The 16,277-nt window shown below is 48.9% G+C and carries 17 protein-coding genes and 1 rRNA gene; 9 read left to right on the top strand and 9 right to left on the bottom strand.

Translation table 11 applies throughout. The features are described from left to right. The first annotated feature begins 17 nt into the window (after positions 1-17). Together K4H28_RS15010 and K4H28_RS15005 are read left to right on the top strand one after the other, a co-directional pair. Positions 18-830: a TonB family protein gene (locus K4H28_RS15010; RefSeq protein WP_221005946.1), complete on the top strand. Its 813-nt coding sequence runs from the start codon at positions 18-20 to the stop codon at positions 828-830. Beyond that, positions 830-1,033 carry a cysteine-rich CWC family protein gene (locus tag K4H28_RS15005; protein WP_221005945.1) on the top strand — a complete coding sequence of 68 codons (204 nt, stop codon included), beginning with the start codon at positions 830-832 and terminating at the stop codon, positions 1,031-1,033. Before K4H28_RS15010 ends, K4H28_RS15005 begins: the two co-directional genes overlap by 1 nt. Positions 1,034-1,079: 46 nt before the next feature. On the opposite strand, the gene K4H28_RS15000 is transcribed toward K4H28_RS15005, so the two are convergent. Continuing rightward, positions 1,080-1,673: a cell wall hydrolase gene (locus tag K4H28_RS15000; RefSeq protein WP_221005944.1), complete on the bottom strand. Its 594-nt coding sequence runs from the start codon at positions 1,671-1,673 to the stop codon at positions 1,080-1,082. Positions 1,674-1,954: 281 nt separating this feature from the next. On the opposite strand from K4H28_RS15000, the gene K4H28_RS14995 reads away from it, so the two are divergent. Next, positions 1,955-2,512 carry a nucleotidyltransferase family protein gene (locus K4H28_RS14995; RefSeq protein ID WP_221005943.1) on the top strand — a complete coding sequence of 186 codons (558 nt, stop codon included), beginning with the start codon at positions 1,955-1,957 and terminating at the stop codon, positions 2,510-2,512. Position 2,513: 1 nt separating this feature from the next. Here K4H28_RS14995 and K4H28_RS14990 read toward each other — a convergent pair whose 3' ends face one another. The 4 genes from K4H28_RS14990 to K4H28_RS14975 all read right to left on the bottom strand — a co-directional run bounded on the left by K4H28_RS14990 (position 2,514) and on the right by K4H28_RS14975 (position 6,389). Continuing rightward, a complete protein-coding gene (locus K4H28_RS14990) occupies positions 2,514-3,374 on the bottom strand; it encodes a hypothetical protein (RefSeq protein ID WP_221005942.1) in 861 nt (286 codons plus the stop codon). A gap of 129 nt (positions 3,375-3,503) precedes the next feature. Next, on the bottom strand, positions 3,504-4,346 hold the full coding sequence (locus K4H28_RS14985) for a carcinine hydrolase/isopenicillin-N N-acyltransferase family protein (protein WP_221005941.1): 843 nt from the start codon (positions 4,344-4,346) through the stop codon (positions 3,504-3,506). A 16-nt stretch (positions 4,347-4,362) separates the two neighbouring features. Next, positions 4,363-5,736 (bottom strand): sensor histidine kinase, encoded by a 1,374-nt coding sequence (locus tag K4H28_RS14980; protein WP_221005940.1) that lies wholly within the window; start codon positions 5,734-5,736, stop codon positions 4,363-4,365. After that, on the bottom strand, positions 5,733-6,389 hold the full coding sequence (locus K4H28_RS14975) for a response regulator (protein ID WP_221005939.1): 657 nt from the start codon (positions 6,387-6,389) through the stop codon (positions 5,733-5,735). The genes K4H28_RS14980 and K4H28_RS14975 overlap by 4 nt, the downstream gene beginning before the upstream one ends. A gap of 85 nt (positions 6,390-6,474) precedes the next feature. Here K4H28_RS14975 and K4H28_RS14970 point away from each other — a divergent pair, with 85 nt between their 5' ends. The 4 genes from K4H28_RS14970 to K4H28_RS14955 all read left to right on the top strand — a co-directional run bounded on the left by K4H28_RS14970 (position 6,475) and on the right by K4H28_RS14955 (position 10,864). Further along, positions 6,475-7,611, top strand: coding sequence for an alpha/beta fold hydrolase (locus tag K4H28_RS14970; protein ID WP_221005938.1), 1,137 nt, complete (start codon positions 6,475-6,477; stop codon positions 7,609-7,611). A 214-nt stretch (positions 7,612-7,825) separates the two neighbouring features. Next, positions 7,826-8,656, top strand: coding sequence for a MipA/OmpV family protein (locus K4H28_RS14965; protein WP_221005937.1), 831 nt, complete (start codon positions 7,826-7,828; stop codon positions 8,654-8,656). Between the two features lie 51 nt (positions 8,657-8,707). Then, on the top strand, positions 8,708-9,847 hold the full coding sequence (locus tag K4H28_RS14960; protein WP_221005936.1) for a serine hydrolase domain-containing protein: 1,140 nt from the start codon (positions 8,708-8,710) through the stop codon (positions 9,845-9,847). An 84-nt stretch (positions 9,848-9,931) separates the two neighbouring features. Beyond that, the gene (locus tag K4H28_RS14955) at positions 9,932-10,864 is read left to right on the top strand and encodes a hypothetical protein (protein WP_221005935.1); all 933 of its coding nucleotides are present in this window, start codon (positions 9,932-9,934) and stop codon (positions 10,862-10,864) included. Positions 10,865-11,018: 154 nt separating this feature from the next. Here K4H28_RS14955 and K4H28_RS14950 read toward each other — a convergent pair whose 3' ends face one another. Further along, the gene (locus K4H28_RS14950) at positions 11,019-11,951 is read right to left on the bottom strand and encodes a TraB/GumN family protein (RefSeq protein ID WP_221005934.1); all 933 of its coding nucleotides are present in this window, start codon (positions 11,949-11,951) and stop codon (positions 11,019-11,021) included. Positions 11,952-12,133: 182 nt separating this feature from the next. On the opposite strand from K4H28_RS14950, the gene K4H28_RS14945 reads away from it, so the two are divergent. After that, entirely contained in the window at positions 12,134-12,334 is a 201-nt protein-coding gene (locus K4H28_RS14945) for a hypothetical protein (RefSeq protein WP_221005933.1), read from the top strand. 272 nt (positions 12,335-12,606) lie between these two features. Further along, entirely contained in the window at positions 12,607-12,987 is a 381-nt protein-coding gene (locus K4H28_RS14940) for a hypothetical protein (protein WP_221005932.1), read from the top strand. Between the two features lie 54 nt (positions 12,988-13,041). Here K4H28_RS14940 and K4H28_RS14935 read toward each other — a convergent pair whose 3' ends face one another. From K4H28_RS14935 to rrf, 3 genes are all read right to left on the bottom strand, one after another. Further along, positions 13,042-14,043 carry a M14 family metallopeptidase gene (locus tag K4H28_RS14935; protein WP_221005931.1) on the bottom strand — a complete coding sequence of 334 codons (1,002 nt, stop codon included), beginning with the start codon at positions 14,041-14,043 and terminating at the stop codon, positions 13,042-13,044. Between the two features lie 144 nt (positions 14,044-14,187). Continuing rightward, the gene (gene aceK / locus K4H28_RS14930; RefSeq protein ID WP_221005930.1) at positions 14,188-15,942 is read right to left on the bottom strand and encodes a bifunctional isocitrate dehydrogenase kinase/phosphatase; all 1,755 of its coding nucleotides are present in this window, start codon (positions 15,940-15,942) and stop codon (positions 14,188-14,190) included. A 207-nt stretch (positions 15,943-16,149) separates the two neighbouring features. Next, positions 16,150-16,263, bottom strand: a 5S ribosomal RNA gene (gene rrf / locus K4H28_RS14925). Positions 16,264-16,277: the final 14 nt, after the last annotated feature.

The following is a 16,277-nucleotide window of genomic DNA, read 5'->3' as shown; positions in this document are numbered from 1 at the left end:
CACTCGGACTTTTTTGAATGCCGCACAACGACCTTGGTAATATCGCCAGCTCGCAAGACAAATGGCTCGTGCAGGCGCTCATCCTAGCTATTTTGCTCCACATGCTTTTTTTGCTGATTCCAGCCTCAGAAAAACCCACACTTAAAGCACTGAGTAGCAATGTGCTAGAAATGACGATCCAAAAAAAGCAGCCACCGAAAGCACCCGAGCCCGAGCCAGAACCCGAAGCCAAGGTGATGACACAGGCTCCAAGCGAGAAAAAACCCGAGTTCCGCGCTAAACCAGCCCCCAAGAAAACCACCAAAGCTAGTGCGCCAAAAGTGCTTGCGCAACCATCAGACACCAAAGAAGTCGAAATCGCGGGACTCGACCTCGGTAATGGCAGTGCCAAGCAAGGTAAACCTAAGACATTGGACTTAACTTACCGTCCAGAAAAACCCACTTTTGAAACTCGCCAGCAAGAAGACGGGGCGACGCGTAGCCAAGAAGGTTCAGAAAAAGTTCGTGCGATTTTTGGAATTTGGGAGCAACAAATTCGCCAAAAAGTCGAGCGGATTGGCCAGCAGAATTTTCCGCGCGACGAAAATGGTCGTCCTTTATTTGGCTTAATGCAGTTTAAAGTGGTACTGAATGGCGATGGCAGTATCGCCAAATTGGAATTAACCCGCTCATCGGGCAACATGAAGCTTGATCAAGATGCGCTCAATATCATTCGGATTGCCGCCCCATTTGGTCCAGTACCTATTGAATTACTCGACCATAAAGGACAAATCGTTCTTTCGCGTTATTACCAATTTGTTGATGAGCGCAATGTGCGCTGGAAGCAATAATGACGCGCCACCCTCAATTGCCAGTGGCCCAAAAAAGCTGTCAGCACTGTGGTACGTCATTTCAATGTGGTACGGGCGGCCAGCAAGGCGGCTGTTGGTGCATGGATCTGCCCATCGGCCTACCCTTACCCAAGGAAGGCGAAGGCGATTGTTATTGCCCTCGCTGCCTTGAACAAATTAAGCAGCGCAGTATTGGTCGCTAGACATTACTAATCAATAGCTTGGTAGCTATACCTAAATAAAGCTTAGTTAGCAGCGCTTATTCACGTAGAAAATATGACTGCCCATTGTTTTAAGCCGTGCGATTGAGGCGGCTTTCGCCCATCCGGGATTAACGTCGCGCGTATGGTAGAGCATCGCCTGACTTGGCTTTGCGCCACTCGCAATATACTCCGTCACCACCGACTTAACCTTCAGATAACTATGCGGCTCACGCGCCTTGGCGGCGGTTAAGGTTCGCGCCGTACCTTGCTGCCAGGTCCAAGAGAATTGTTTTCGCTGATAGACCACTTCATGCACCGAATCGGGGTAACAGGCAGATTCAACCCGCGCCATCGTCACAGCCAATACCGCACGAATACCTGCTGGGGATTCACCGCGTGCTTCATTAAACGCATTTAAAATCATCGCATCGATGTCTTTTTGGCTGAACTGATAGTCCGAACTCTCAATCTCAATACTGGCCACTGCCGATGCACTGCTGGCAACGAGACATGCCGCACCAGTTGAACTCGCTGCAGAGCTCACCGCAGTTACGCTACTCGCCAGACAGGCGCCCGCAGCCTTCTCTGGCTGCTGCGGCACCCAGCGGTGCAGTGCACAGCCGGTAACTAAACTACTCATAATGACTAAAGATCCAAGCTTTGCGCCTAACGCCATTCATTCCCCTTTTGCGAGCACTCCTCCGGTACAAGGGGAAGGAGCGCATGTCCATTTACGATGGCTAATATGCAAGTGTTCTAAACTGAAGACGGGCATGTTAAGTAAAATATTGAGTCGTTTCAGTGACATAGTTACACCCATGCCGACCAGCCCAGTAAAACAGTACACAAAATGCACTTTTACACGGAATATGCAGGCCAGATTAAAAATGAATTTCAAGTAAATAATGGTGGCAAAAGCGCATGAAAAAGCAGACCCTCGCTCTGATTCAAGCCGATGCATTGCGCATGGATTGCCTTCAAGCAGTACAGGCATTAGCACTCCCGCAAGCGATGATTTGCGCTGGATTCGTACGCAATTTGGTCTGGGATGCGGCCCATCAATTCAGCACCAGCACACCGCTAAATGATGTCGATGTCGCATGGTATTCGAGCGAGCAAATCGATCCGCAGCTTGATTTAGAATTGGAATTTAAACTCAAGCAACAACTACCCAATGTGCAATGGCAAGTCCGGAATCAAGCGCGCATGCATCACCGCAATGGCGTGGCGGCCTATGCCTCGGCGAAAGATGCAGTTGCGCGGTTTCCCGAAACGGCGACGTGTTTGGGCGCTGCCATGAATGACAAAAATGAAATTGAATGGCGTGTTACGGCAGGATTAGCCGATGCATGGGCGCTGCGCTTGCGACACAACGCCCATTCTGGCTTGGCGCTGAGTGTGACTCAGCGAAGAATCGAAGAGAAAAATTGGTTGGCGCGCTGGCCGCACTTACGATTGATGCCCCAATTGCTGGGCTAACTTAAGCTTTTGCATCCAGTACTTTTTTATCCGGATTATGGTCGGGGCTCATATCTAAATAGCGTGGTCCGCCGGGTAAATTCAGCAGTTGCAGCGACATTTCACCCAAGAGTTGCAAGCCGTTTTTACCGTCGGCATCGGGCTTAAACATCCCGAATGGGCGGAATACGGGTTCGCTGCTCAGGCGTTGCAACAAGTCCATCGCGGTGCCAGCAAAGTCTTGTTTGAATCCATCCACTTTTTTGTCATCGTCTTTGCGCGATGAAACGGGCACTTTGGCCGAAGCGTCATTGGCTTGATTTAAATCGAGCGCATCGATCGGCGCAGAAGCGATAGATTGCCCTTGCTGTTGATTGTTAGGTATTGCGTTGAAGCCATTACTCATATTGCGCTGCTGAGCAATACTGGCACCTTCAATGACCGATTCATAGCGAATCTCAATTTCAATCTCAAAGCGCTGCCCATCCGCTGTGATCAACGTGCCTTTACCGCTAAACGAACTGGTATCGCTCAAACGAAATGCGCTAGCTTGAGAGCTACCTTGCGCACTTTGGCTCGACTGCTGCATGGCGGTAAAGCTCGATTCTGCGCTCAGTGACATCTCATCAAACTCGATGGTCATGCCCTTCGCTTGGTCACCGAACATTTTCTGGGCAAACTGAGAAATAAAATCACTCGCCATCTGCGTCGTCGCTTTACTGAGGTTATCCACCCGCTGTTGAATCAATTCACTACCCTTGGTGAGCGATTTACCCATCGCCCCCGCCGTCTCACCCATTTTGCGCAAGGATTGCGCCAAGCCCGACTCATTAGAACGCAGCCCATTCAAAGGGCTGTTTTGGAGTGATGAGAGTGAGTTCATGGCGGGACCTCTTTGTTGGTAACTGTTTATCGACGCGCCACGCCGAAAACTAAAGACTTCGTAAGGAGTTTGTGATTAACGGCAAGGTAAATTAGTCATCGCTGATGCAGCAATCAAACGTAAGCCGCATTAAGGCAACAACACCGCCGCATTTTGCCGCCAAAACTCGGCATCCAGTGTCCACTGCGCTTTCAACTCACTTTGCTGCGGATTGGCCAGCACCAAGTTCAATTGCGGCGCGCCTTGCTCTGGCAGCGCAATTTGCCAACTCGCTAAGGTGTATTCCTTACCATGTCGCCATAGGCTATTGTCGGCACCATCATGCTGATCTCGGCTGATCGCCGCAAAATTATCCAAGCGCCACTTTTTATCCACAGCCAATAGACTTGATACCCGCGCCAGACGGAGATGACTACTTTCACCCTGCAGTTGATTGCAGTGTGCCAATTCTTGACTGAGATAATGATTGGTGTGCGCCAAAACACCGTTACTCTGAGTGCTCAAGCTATATTGACCATTGAGGCCAATTTCAACTTGAAGGATTTGATGGCGATCGGCCAGCATTAAAAAATTCGCCCTAGCAGGTTGAAATAAAATCGCGGCATCCACAATCACATCCGCCACTGAGCCATATTGCCGCAAAATCTTGCTCATCACACCGCGCGCATCGGTTTGTGCATTGCGAATTTTCTTGGGAATACTACTCGCCGCCGCGCTGACTACTGCTAAACCTTGCTCATTCACACCCGCCTTGATGCCAGGCTCAGCACCGTCATCAGCGAACAAACCCACATAGCGAAAGCCGTCCTTCGGCGTGAGAATGCGGATCGACTGCGCATGGTCAGGCCGCCAATCACGGTTTTTGGCCAGCAGCGTGCCACCGCCCTCCACCGCATCTCCAGCCGCGCCCCACAAGGTACAGGCGCTAGCAGGCACACTCAGCAGCACCAGCCAAACACCAATGATTCTCATATTCTGTGCACCAAGGTTAATGTCGAAGTGGCACTTCAACAATAAAACAGCAGCCTCGCTCATTGAGACCCGTCGATAATTGAATGGTACCGTTCAAACGAGCAACCGCCTGCGCCACAATCGCCAAGCCCAAGCCTGTCCCCGCGACATCGTGCCCTGCGCCGCGATAGAAGCGCTCGAAAATCCGCTCTCGATCCGCCTCGGCAATGCCAGGGCCATTATCGGCGACGCTTAAAATCATCTGCTCACCAACTTGGCGTAACTCAACCTCAATCTGATCACCCTCACCAACATATAAAATCGCGTTATTGAGTAGATTTTGCACAATCGATTGCACCGCATTGGCATCGACCACATTGAATAGCGTATCTGGCGCATCAAACGAAAGCTCAATTTGCCGCGCGATCGCCGTCGGCGCTAAACGAGCCAGCTCTTGTTGCAGCAAAGCAGCGACATCAATTGTTTCAATCGCCACCAATTTATCGTTATCAATGTGCGACATTTCGAGTAGCTGGGCAATCAAATGTGAGGACCGGTTAATGGCTAACTCTAGATTTTTCTCAGCAACATCACGATCCGCAGGGGTTTCTGCCAGTGTTAATACATGCGCTTGCGCTGAAATCACCGCCATCGGCGTGCGTAATTCATGCGCTGCGTCTTGCACAAAAGCATGTTCACGTTCGATTTTGTTGCGCAATTGACTTAATAAGCGATCTAGTGCCTCAGTCAGTGGCTTTAGCTCAGCGTAAGGACTACTAAAATTGAGCGGCGATAGATCATCTTTATTTTTATCGGCAATCAAACTCGACAACATCCGCAATGGCCTTAAACCGCGTGCCACCACGAGCCAAACCGTCAGTACCATAATCGGTAAAGCAATCAACATTTGCACCGTCATTTCCATAATGACCATCATAAAAAACCACGGCGAATCCAAAATGGGCGCAGCCCACATCACATCCCAACGGGCAGTTTTCGCGTGAAAAACACGATACAACTCCCCATTCACTTTGGCATCAAACAATTGAGACTGACCTGCGGGCAATTGATGCTGGCCACCTTCAGGTGACAGATAAATTCGACGGCCCTGCAAATCATTGAGTTGCAATAGCATGACCCGAGGAATTTTAAACTGCCGATAACTTAAATTATAAATGTCCGAATACGTTGAAATGACAGTCAACGCCTCAGTTTCTTCGCTTACTTTTTCCAGCGCAGCCACTAAAGCATGGCCATTCGTGAGCAGCGACCGATCTCGCTCAACAGGGTCAGTTTCTTGCAGATAGCCATAGATTGCCAACACAACCCAGCACAATGCAAACGCAAGCAAAATCGCAATGACCACGCGCCGAATCAGGCTGGGGCCAAAATAATGTAAATAGCGCTTCATAGCACCAACATATAGCCAATACCACGTACAGTCCGAATGCGTTGTGCACCGATCTTCCGTCGTAGATTTGAGAGATGAACTTCCAGCGCACCAAAATCAATCGCATCGCCCAATGGCTCCAAACGCTGCGCCAATGCGCCTTTCGGCACCACAATCCCAGGCTCTCTGGCTAACTCCAGCAATAAATGAAACTCTCTTGGCGATAAATCTAATGTTGTCCCAGCAAGGCTAGCCTGATAGCGGCGTGGCTCGATTTGCAAATCACCGATATGCCACACATCACTGGCTTGCTGCGCATAACGCCGCAATACCGCGCGCATGCGGGCGATCAATTCCGCAGTGGCAAAGGGCTTGATAATAAAATCATCAGCCCCGCCATCTAAACCCGCCAAGCGATCATCCAAAGCCGAGCGCGCCGTAATCACAATAATCGGCGTCGCAATACCGGCCTTGCGCCAACGATTCAGCAGCTCAAATCCCACCCCATCCGGCAAAGTTAAATCCAGCAACACGCAGTCAAATTCCAGTTCCTGCGCAGAACGTGGCGCATCGGCAATGCTGCGCCGCCATTCGCTGCTGATGTCTTCGGCTTTGAGTGCCTGCTGGAGTGCGAACCCGAGATCGAGGTCGTCTTCAATAATTAAGATATGCATGCCGTCACTTTACCTGAAGAACCTTAAGCTCGGCTTAAGCTTGCGTTTGTCATACTGCTTGCCATTCACTCACAGAGCAGGGCAGATGATGCAAATCCAATTCAATCCATTAGGTCGTCAATCGTGTTCCGCTGTTTTGATGGCGGGCTTAGTCACGTTACTCAATGCTTGCGGAGGCGGTAACGCTGACGATCACGCGCGAGTGAAAAAATGTTTGGACAGCGGGGCCACCATTTCAAATTGCTTAAAGTCAACCCCAAGCGTGACACCAACACCATCACCGACCATAACACCAACACCGCCCCCAGGCCTGACGTTATCTGCGATGCCATCGCAAAAATTTATCCAAATTGCTCCGAATATTAAGCTGGAGGTGCTCGATTTTGGCGGTAGTGGCGATGTCATTTTGCTGTTGGCGGGAGCAGGTAATACCGCACATGTATTTGATGGTTTTGCCCAAGGCTTAACAGCTAAAAATCGGGTATTTGCCCTAACGCGCCGTGGCTATGGTGGTTCCAGCCAACCAGCCACTGGATATGACACTGCAACATTAACAGAAGATATTCGTTCAGCTTTAGATCAACTCGGTATTCAACGCGTGCATTTAATTGGGCATTCAATTGCCGGTGATGAAATCAGCCGCTTTGCCGGAAAATATCCGGAACGCGTCAATCGCTTAGTCTATTTGGATGCAGCATATGACCGCATCGCATTCAATGCAGCATTGAGCAGCTTCACCTTACCATCGCCACCCGAATTGACGATTGGCGATCTCAGCTCGCTAGATGGCCTTCGCCAATACACTCATCGCATCCGTGGCGTGGCGATTCCCAAAGCTGAAATTGAAGCGGCCATTCGCTTGAATAGTGATGGCAGCGTGGCCAACGCGGTCACCCCTGACGAAATCGCAGCACAACATCTCGCTGGCATAGAAACGCCCAACTACAGTTTGGTAAAAGCGCGTGCCCTTGGCATTTTTGCTGATGCACAAAATCCAAGTGACATTGTGCCGTGGTTAACGCCCGCATCACCCGAATGGGCAGCCAACAGCACTTTCTTTACTCAGGTCTATCGCCCTTACCTTTTACAACAGCAAAACAAATTTAAAACCGAACTGATCGGTAGCAGCTCTCTCAACATCGCCGGAGCCAATCACTATCTATTTATCTCGCACGCGAAACAAGTCACCGCCGCGATTGCACAGTTTTTAGCTGCGCCTTAATGATCTAGTTTAATGAGCGTGGAGAAATAATATGTGGAGCTTATACCGAACATCGTGGGATCTCGATCGCTTATTAACACCAGCAAACATCGAGCCCACACGAAGCAATAGAACACCGCAACAGAAACTTGATGGCAAACAATTAGCCCAGCAATCAGCCAATGCTCGCACCACTCAACTCCCTACCTCATAATTTTTTTCCAAGGATGGACTCATGCGTTTCCCGATTATTTTTTCTTTTATTTTACTCAGCCAAGTCTGCCTCGCTGAAGAAACGGTACTTAATTCAAGTACCGAGCAAGGATTATCACGCTTGCAAAGCTTGTGGGCAGAAGCCAGCGATGGCAAAAATTGGCAAGTTGCTGCTGGGCTCGGGGTTGCGTACGCCCCCGAAGTCATGGGCGGGGATTTCTATAAAGGCGGCGCAATGCCTAGTTTTGATATTGCCCATCGCTCAGGATTTTTTATGGGCACCAGTAAAGGAATCGGTTGGAGTTATGCAGTCAACCCAGATTGGCAAGCGGCGATTTTTCTGGCCCCTAGTGGTGAACGCAAAGAAAAAGACCGGCTGACCGATAAAATCAATTTCAAAGGCATGGGCGATATTAAATCAGCGGCACAAGCTGGCGCCATACTCAATTATGTCCTGGGCGATTTAAACTTATCCACAGTGCTCTTGACTGGCTTGTCGGACAAAAATCGTGGCCAGCAGCTCACATTGGGCGCGGATTACACCGTCTATGACAGTGAAAATTTCGCGCTGATGTTAAACAGTTCACTCACCGCCAGTAATGCAGATTATCAACAGCGCTGGTATGGCGTAACAAAACAACAAGCGCAAAAAAGCGGCTTTAAAGCGTATCAAGCAGGCAGCGGACTCACGCTCGGGACCGTGGGACTCACTGGCCTCGTGCCAATCACGAAAGAACTGCGTTTAATTAGCTCACTCAGCTACAACCAATTCCTTGGCGATGCAGCGGACAGCCCCTTGGTCAAATCAAAAGGCAGCGGAGAGTTTTCAGCCCTATTGCAATACACCTGGTAAGCGGTTCGCAACCACCAAAAGCAAAAGCCCCTAACACGAAGGACATCCGTTATGCATCCCCTATTGCGCCAGCATCAACTTGGTTTTTTCACCAGCTCACGCAGTGCATATCCAGCCATGGATGATGGCCCAATGCAGGCTGCGGTGGTGGACCACGCTCAGCTTCAAACCCAAGTTGAGCAGTTTCGTCACCAACATCACTTGCCCGGCGTGGGCGTGGTCTTGGTGCAAAACGACACGATTCTCAGTGCTTGCAGTGGTCAACGGCGAATTGATGCGCCAGCATTCATTCAAAATAGCGACAGCTTCCCACTGGGCGCGCTCAGCAAAGCCGTGACTGCCACCTTGGTGGCGCGCTGGGTGGAACAAGGAAAATTACGCTGGGACTCTACGCTGGCCGATTTACTCCCCGCTTGGCGCGATCAAATGCGTACTGAATTTCAATCCGTCACGGTGTTGCAATTACTACAACATCGCGCTGGGCTTGCGCGGGGATTTGGCGATCTCAAGTATTCCAATTTATTGGCGATGCTCGGTGGCAATCCAAGCGCCAATCGCAGCACCGCCGCTCGTTGGATTTTGCAACAAGCCTACATTGGCGAAGTGAACCAAAGAACACACTACTCTAACATTGGGTATTTCATTGTAGCTATTATTATTGAATTGCTAGGCAGCAATACCTACGAAAATATCTTGCAACAGCAACTATTTTCCGAGCTCTCTCTGCATCCCCATCTCAGCAATACTTCCTCAGTACAGGGCCACCAATCATTAAAAACAAACTGGTTTAGCAAACCCCGTTGGCACAAGGTGAATAAGGAAGAACGGCAAGACCTTGCAAGGCTCAACCCTACAGTCAGGCTCAGCCAATCTGAATACGGTATTTTTTTGCGAGAACACTTGCGTGGCTTACGCGGCCAATCGACACTGCTGAGTCCAGCTAGTTTTCAGCAACTCCATACCCCGATTGACCATTATGCGCTCGGCTGGTCTATCATTCGGTCTGCCGAATTTGGTCCGCTGAGTGTTCACGACAGCACAGAAGATGGCTACACCCATTACACCTTACTGATGCCCAGTCAAAATCGCGCCATCGCCATCTTATGCAATGCCGAAAGTGCATGCTCTGACGCCAAACTAGTGAAATTCGCCGAATCACTGCTGACATCATCAATGATAAAAATTGAATAAGCACCTGCATCACGCGCCAAAAACTTGCCTTAAACGAGTGAGCTAGCTTATAAACGAGCAGCAAACAGCACACACAGGCGCACGATGCAACTCAGCCCCGAACAACGCATGGCCTTGCTGGCCACAAATCCGAGTTTTACTGAGCTGGTGACCGCCTGCCCCGCCGCTTGGGAAAGCGTACGCAGCGAACTCGAAGGTATTTTTGCGCGGCGCGATCCAGCCGAACTCAAAGCCATTATTGAAAAAGTACGTCTTCGCCCGCAACACGATGCCCGATTTTTATCCGGAGAACGAGACGGCCGCGCCTATGCCGACTACGTCACACAGCAAGAGCGGCAACGCCTAATCGAACTCGCGCTGCGCCAATACGCTTTCTCAACCGCAACGGGCGTTGGCGCGGGCAAAGTGCGCTTTAATCTATGGAATGGCCTCATCATGCAGTGCTTACTATTTGAGCGTGATTTGGTACGCAAACCCGTGTCGATTCGACGTTTTCGCTGGACTTGGCCGCTGATTACGCAAAAGCATTTCTTAATGCCCTTGGTCGAAAAACGCGGAATTTACTGTTTTTACAGCAAGGAATTGATAGCCGGGCTCGCGCAAGTGATCGGCAATCGTACTTGCCTTGAAATCGCCGCTGGCGACGGCACGCTCAGCCGCTTTTTACGTGGGCAGAATGTCGATATCACTGCCTGCGACGATTTTAGCTGGGGCAAAGTCGTCAACTACCCCGCCGATGTGCAAAAACTCGACGCCAACACCGCCATCGCAAGATACAAACCTGAAGTCGTCCTCTGCTGCTGGCCACCGGCTGGTAATCACTTTGAAAAACAAATCTTCCGCCAACGCGAGGTGCAAACCTACATCGTCATCGGCAGCCATTCGCGTTTTATCACCGGCAACTGGGGCGATTACGAAGCGCAAACGCTGTTTGATTGGCAAGAACGGCGCGATCTGAGCCACTTGGTATTACCACCAGAATTGGGCGCGGGGGTTTGGGTTTTTCAAAGAAAGTAAAACGTAGATTGGTGGAGCGAGGCGATACCCAACAGCTCAATAAGATGGGTATTTTAATACAAGTCTTTATTAATATAACCTACATAGAAATACCTATTTAATCATGGTAAACGTTAGGCTGAGCAAGCTTAGTCCAATTGGACTCTCCACCATGCTAATTCTCAAAATTCACTCGCTCCACCTTAAATCCGCGCTTCGCCAGCAATGCAGGCAGGCCGTTTTTACCGACCATGTGCAGGCTACCAACAGCGACGAAAATCGGGGCGGATTGGGTGTGGAGTTTGGCGATGCGATCGACCATGGGACTATTTCGATCATCGAGCAGGCGGCGCAAATCAGCGCGTTGTTTCGGCGTATTCATGCAATCACACCAATCGGCAAAGCTTTCCAAGGTAAACAAATCCGATTTGAGCCATGCATCGAATAATTTAATCGCCGTCCCCTGCTCGCTATCATTTTCTAAGATCGCCAATGCATCGGCGTATTCAGCCGCGCTGACTTTGCCATCACCGAGCAAGGCCTGTATTTGGCTTTCGGCAGTTTCAAGCGGAATGATTTTCTTGCCTGCCCCCGCCAACACATATTCAGTGCCATAAGCGGTTTCAAAACCCGCTTCACGCAAACCCAATACACTCAGGTTAGCAAACAATAATGCCGGATGGATCGCTTGCGCGACCGATTCAGGCAAGCAGACTTTATCAAGCTGCACTTGCAGGCGTGCTTTGAGCGCTGGCGGCACTTGCCCTGCACCTTGCGCGCCGAGCTGCATCAGCTTCGCCTGTGTTGCGCTATCAGTTGGGTCTAGCTCTAAGGCAATCACTTGGCTTTGCTGCAGCGCTTGCCGCATTTTGGGGCCGGGAAAGGCAGTCGATAAACGGTTTACATGAATCGAGCCATATAACCACGATGTACGGCCATCCTTACTGATTTTCCACAGAAAACCATGGTCACGTGCGGTCTCTTGGAGCTGCTGAATTTCTTGTGCGCTCGGTGCGATCGGCGCAGGTACACATGCCGCATTCACAGAGACACTGAGACCAATCAAGATACCCCAAAGCAAAGACGAAACCTGAATCAGACGGCGCATTCACAACACCTTTAATTTTTTTGCTAATCAACAAAAGTAATACGATGGCTAAATTTATACTTACAAATCAAAAACTTAAATATAAATCCAGCCGCACATCAGCTTACACAGCACGGACAATCAATCTTTGTATACTCACATTATTCTATTGCCATTGAACTAGCAAAGTAAGGGGCAACATCATGAATCCAAAAACACTAGACACTCAAGATCTCATCACCATTGAGGCCAAAGCAGGTGAAGTTTTAAGCCAAACATTGCCGCAAAGTCATCTTTACCAAATGGCATCTCGACTACAAAACATCTTGCGCTTAGAAATGATTCGACGCGGAATTTTTGAGCGGCAAATTCAACGACTTCGTGAAGCAAGCCAAGCACGATAAATAACTTTGCCTGTGGGTATATGCCTCTAAATATTAAATTAATTTAGCTTTAGACATATACCCACATTGCATATTCAGATCAAACCATGATTTAGTGTGAGTCACCAACTTAGCGTTAATCTACAATCGCCAACTTTTCAGCCGTCATACACAACAATAAACAGATTACACACCGTTTACCCACAAAATAGTCCACAAAACCTGCTAGAAAGAATCATGCGCCCCTCACGATGGGGCGTAAGTATCTGATCAATGAGGCGGAGGATGAAATAATGACGAGCAAAACCCCACACGGCGCAGTCAACATTATGTCACGGGTTGATTTTATTCGGATGGCGTCGACCGATATGGCACAAGCAGTGATTTTTTTAACCTATGACACGACCGATGAACGCACCAGCCACTCGCGTAGCAAATTGCTGCACTATCTCAGCGAAATTGGCATGAGCACCGAAGCGCAAGCAATTGAGGCCCATAAATCAATTTTGACGTATGAACTGGCCAGCGATGCCGTACGTGCTTGGCAGCAGATTAATGATCATACTCATGTCGTTGCAGCGCACGTGTTTTGGCATGGCCTGCAAGACGATGCGGTGCATAATGCAATGCTGCAAGCCAGACCGAAAGAAGTCAGTCCCCTAGCCCACCACTAAATGTATCTGCAGCTAGGCATTGATTAATAATATCTAGCTGCCAATACCCATTATTTAATTTCGCACACCACCGACATTACGCTCGCTGACTTGCGCAAAGTAAAACCACTCATTACCGGGTACTGCGCTTGGATTTGGGAACAATACAAATCCATCGCACGGTGCCACTTCGGCTGTACCGTCATGTCGCGTGCCAATCAACTCGCCTGCTTTAACACGATCAAAACTGGCCCATGTTTTGACAAATACATCATCGGCGTGATGGCGATCAATCACACGGCTGATTTTGAGTACTTCCAAATCATTTTGTACAGGGGCTGGAGGTACATCGGCTAAGTTCAAGCAAGCAATCGCATTGCGAATACCTTGGTATGCCACTTCGGGCGAGGATGCATCTTTATGCTGGCCACACTCCAAAGTCAATGAATAGCCACCATGCGCACGCGTATACTCAGTCGTGCCTACGCCATAGCTCGGATCAGTATTCAGCAAATGCGAGCGCTCACACACCGGCGTATACGCCATGCGATGTTTAACGCCCTCGGCATAAGTACACAACCAGCCTTCTACAATCCGATGCGGTCCTAAACGCACCGCGAGCGCTTCCTCTTCTTTGGCTAAGGCAAACGGCTGCAAATCGCCGTCGTTATTCTCAGGTCCCAACATAATAAAGGGTTCACCCGGATTATTCGTCGAATGCAGGTCGAGCAATACATCATGATCAGCCAACAGCGGGCACAATGCATTGGCGATACGGTCTTCAAAATCATGCGGTTCATCGGTCACACGTAGATTGCGATTTAAATTGCGATCGCCATTGCGCTGCACTTTCTCATAGGCCAAAGGATTCGTAATCGGTACAAAGGTAATCCGACCACGCAATAGCTGCAATTTACCCGAATCCAGCTCAGCCATAACACGATGAATCGCCTTGGTGCCGCAATCTTCATTACCATGGACAGCGCCCAACACAATCAGGCTAGGACCAGTATCCAAGGCTGAATACGAAAACGATTTAAGCTGGAATCGTTGATGAGGCAACACGGTTGACGACATAAAACCCTCAATAGCAAATTCATGAATGGTGCGAATTATCAGCTCATTAGCAGCATCTGTACATGTGCGAAGCAATAAAAAATAGGCTAGCCCCAAAATAAAAACAGCCCCTCGCACGGGGCTGATTTGAGTATCAACAAGCAATTACGACTGTGGAAAACGTAACGCCTGTGGATAAGGGAAAAAGTCTTCGATAATGCCGTTTTTTATCCTCGTCTTGGTGTCTTGCCAAAATTTAGGCGTGAGTAAATCGGCGTGATATTTATTAAACGCCGCCTTCACATCGGCGCGCGCCAGCAAAAAGCCACCAAACTCTTCGGGATAAACTTCATTTTTATTGCCGCTAAACCATGTCTCCCCACTCATTTCAAACTCTGGCGCTGGCGGCGGCGGTATACGGCGAAAATCGCAATCGGTCATATACTCAATTTCATCGTAATCGTAAAACACCACTCGCCCAGCGCGCGTCACCCCAAAATTCTTGAATAACATATCACCGGGAAAGATATTCGCAATCGCTAGTTCACGCAGCGCATTCCCATAATCTCGAATCACCTCTTCCACCGCCTCATCACGGCGATGCTCAATAAATAGATTGAGTGGCTTCATCCGGCATTCGATATACATATGGCGAAACACCACCGTATCACCCTCAATCTCAACCACCGAAGGCGCTAATAATTGCATTTCAGCCAATAACTCAGGTTCAAACCGAGCCAATGGCAAAGCAACGTCAGAAAACTCAAGTGAATCGGCCATTCGCCCAACCCGATCATGCTGTTTAACCAGCAAATACTTAGCGCGCACCGTTGCGCGATCAACTTCTTTCGGTGGTGCAAAGACATCCTTGATAATTTTAAAGACAAAGGGAAACGAAGGCAGCGTAAACACAATCATCACCATCCCCTTGGTGCCAGGCGCACTTACAAAAGGATCAGAAGAGTGCCTTAGATGATGAAATAACTCCCGATAAAACATCGTTTTACCTTGCTTACCCAAACCCAGCATCGTATACAACTCAGCGCGAGATTTGCCCGGAATTAAGTTATGTAAAAACTGTACGTACGCCGAAGGTACTTCCATATCCACCAGAAAATAGGCGCGAGATAATGAGAACAATTGCCGGACATGCACAATTTCGAATAAGGCCGCATCCACATACAACTGATTGGCTTCATTGCGATACAGAGGAATCGCAAATGGAATTTCAACATCCCCATGCGTAGCTTTACCGATAATGTATGCGGCCTTATTGCGATAAAACGGTGAGGATAAAACTTGAATCTGGGAATTAAATTCTGGTGTGAGCTTTTTACCTAAATGACGGCGTAACACCGCCAAGATACGCGCAACGTCGCGGTCTAAATCAACAAAGGGCAAATTCCAAGCAAAGTCAGTAAAAACTTGCTTAAGCGTATTTGCCAGCCCTAAATTATTCACATAGTAGCTGTGATAGGTCGCTTCAGATTCTTCGATGTATTCAGTGGAAACAGCAGGCCGATAAAAAATAAAGTCATTGTGAAAATACCTTCGGTGCAAAATCCGGCAACACACTGAGTTAAAAAAAGTCTCCGCTAATTCAATTTGTCGATGTTTTTGCAACAAGGCAATATATTGCTGTTTGACGGCTAACCATGCAGAATCGGATAAGGTTTCAGCTGAAAACTCCTGCTTTAAGCGCTCAACTGTCTCTAAAACACGCGCATCATAAAATTCGATCCGGTTTCTTACCGCATCACGCTGCGCCAAGATATTACCCATTTCAAAGTTCGACTTGGCAGCCATGCTGGCCGCACGAAATAGTGTGTAGTGGTGGTTAAAACCATCGAGTAAAGTCTGTGCGATCGCGACCGCACATTGCGTGTCATCAGAATCAACACAAGGCGTAAATGCATTCATATCGGTAACCTTCAAGAAGCTGTCGCTTCATTCTAGGCAATAGATTGCAATGCCGCGCTACAGCAATGAATGATTTATCTATTCTCAGATGTATATGCCCAGAGATATTTATCTGCATAAGGTACAGACAAATACATCACACAAAAATCTATTTCCAACGCACAGCAAAAAGCCCGACTCTTTCGAATCGGGCTTCTCTTTAGGGAAGTCTGGCAATGACCTACTTTCACACGGGCAATCCGCACTATCATCGGCGCTGAGGTGTTTCACTGTCCTGTTCGGGATGGGAAGGAGTGGGACCACCTCGCTATGGTCGCCAGACATTAAACTGTCTG

It is taken from the genome of Deefgea tanakiae, assembly GCF_019665765.1.
GTDB classification, from domain to species: domain Bacteria; phylum Pseudomonadota; class Gammaproteobacteria; order Burkholderiales; family Chitinibacteraceae; genus Deefgea; species Deefgea tanakiae.
The sequence above is the reverse complement of the archived record's forward strand: the minus strand, read 5'-3'. Positions and strand labels throughout refer to the sequence as shown.

What these genes read in the sequence shown, in the direction of transcription:
- K4H28_RS15010 (WP_221005946.1), top strand. Translation starts at nt 18, where the DNA reads ATGCCGCACAACGACCTTGGTAATATCGCCAGCTCGCAAGACAAATGG.
- K4H28_RS15005 (WP_221005945.1), top strand. Translation starts at nt 830, where the DNA reads ATGACGCGCCACCCTCAATTGCCAGTGGCCCAAAAAAGCTGTCAGCAC.
- K4H28_RS15000 (WP_221005944.1), bottom strand. Translation starts at nt 1,673, where the DNA reads ATGAGTAGTTTAGTTACCGGCTGTGCACTGCACCGCTGGGTGCCGCAG.
- K4H28_RS14995 (WP_221005943.1), top strand. Translation starts at nt 1,955, where the DNA reads ATGAAAAAGCAGACCCTCGCTCTGATTCAAGCCGATGCATTGCGCATG.
- K4H28_RS14990 (WP_221005942.1), bottom strand. Translation starts at nt 3,374, where the DNA reads ATGAACTCACTCTCATCACTCCAAAACAGCCCTTTGAATGGGCTGCGT.
- K4H28_RS14985 (WP_221005941.1), bottom strand. Translation starts at nt 4,346, where the DNA reads ATGAGAATCATTGGTGTTTGGCTGGTGCTGCTGAGTGTGCCTGCTAGC.
- K4H28_RS14980 (WP_221005940.1), bottom strand. Translation starts at nt 5,736, where the DNA reads ATGAAGCGCTATTTACATTATTTTGGCCCCAGCCTGATTCGGCGCGTG.
- K4H28_RS14975 (WP_221005939.1), bottom strand. Translation starts at nt 6,389, where the DNA reads ATGCATATCTTAATTATTGAAGACGACCTCGATCTCGGGTTCGCACTC.
- K4H28_RS14970 (WP_221005938.1), top strand. Translation starts at nt 6,475, where the DNA reads ATGATGCAAATCCAATTCAATCCATTAGGTCGTCAATCGTGTTCCGCT.
- K4H28_RS14965 (WP_221005937.1), top strand. Translation starts at nt 7,826, where the DNA reads ATGCGTTTCCCGATTATTTTTTCTTTTATTTTACTCAGCCAAGTCTGC.
- K4H28_RS14960 (WP_221005936.1), top strand. Translation starts at nt 8,708, where the DNA reads ATGCATCCCCTATTGCGCCAGCATCAACTTGGTTTTTTCACCAGCTCA.
- K4H28_RS14955 (WP_221005935.1), top strand. Translation starts at nt 9,932, where the DNA reads ATGCAACTCAGCCCCGAACAACGCATGGCCTTGCTGGCCACAAATCCG.
- K4H28_RS14950 (WP_221005934.1), bottom strand. Translation starts at nt 11,951, where the DNA reads ATGCGCCGTCTGATTCAGGTTTCGTCTTTGCTTTGGGGTATCTTGATT.
- K4H28_RS14945 (WP_221005933.1), top strand. Translation starts at nt 12,134, where the DNA reads ATGAATCCAAAAACACTAGACACTCAAGATCTCATCACCATTGAGGCC.
- K4H28_RS14940 (WP_221005932.1), top strand. Translation starts at nt 12,607, where the DNA reads ATGACGAGCAAAACCCCACACGGCGCAGTCAACATTATGTCACGGGTT.
- K4H28_RS14935 (WP_221005931.1), bottom strand. Translation starts at nt 14,043, where the DNA reads ATGTCGTCAACCGTGTTGCCTCATCAACGATTCCAGCTTAAATCGTTT.
- aceK (WP_221005930.1), bottom strand. Translation starts at nt 15,942, where the DNA reads ATGAATGCATTTACGCCTTGTGTTGATTCTGATGACACGCAATGTGCG.